Source organism: Snodgrassella sp. CFCC 13594 (genome assembly GCF_001590725.1).
GTDB lineage: Bacteria > Pseudomonadota > Gammaproteobacteria > Burkholderiales > Neisseriaceae > Snodgrassella.
Genome location: NZ_LQXR01000088.1, coordinates 1 through 522 on the forward strand (window position 1 = coordinate 1; position 522 = coordinate 522).

At 39.7% G+C, this 522-nt stretch carries 1 protein-coding gene; it reads right to left on the reverse strand.

Going from position 1 to position 522, the window contains the following annotated elements:
- A partial coding sequence (locus A2F46_RS11845; RefSeq protein WP_156471661.1) for an iron-containing alcohol dehydrogenase occupies positions 1 to 413 on the reverse strand: 413 nt, incomplete at its 3' end.
- Between the last annotated feature and the right edge of the window lie 109 nt (positions 414 to 522).

Here is a 522-nt window from a genome sequence, read left to right on the forward strand (position 1 = left end):
GTGGTATTGATCGCAATCATAGGTAAAGCGGGCTTTTTTGATTGGTCCAGCCCTTCATAATCTTTAATGACCCCGCCATTGGTCGCCAATAGCGCAATAGCTTTTGCACAATCGTGAGGCGAACCGCCGCCCAATGAAATCACACAGTCAGCGCCAGCTTGCTGTAACAGTGCCAAACCTGCATTAACATTTCCGACAGTAGGATTGGGTTTGGTTTCATCAAAAATCGTTGTGGCAATATCATGGGCTGCCAATTTATCCGCAATAGCTTGAGCATGACCTAAACTAGCCAAAGGTTTATCAGTAACTAAGAATGCTTTTTTAAATCCCAAATCGACTATTTGTTTCACCGCATCATCAATAGCGCCTTCACCTAGAAAATTATTTGCAGGCATAAAAAAAGGTGCGCTCATGTACTTCTCCTTCAATGGATTAAATGATTTGTGTTATAAAAATAGGAATATTTTTATCATTGAGAATTGACTGCTAATATTTAGAGCAATCATTACTATGTTAATACTG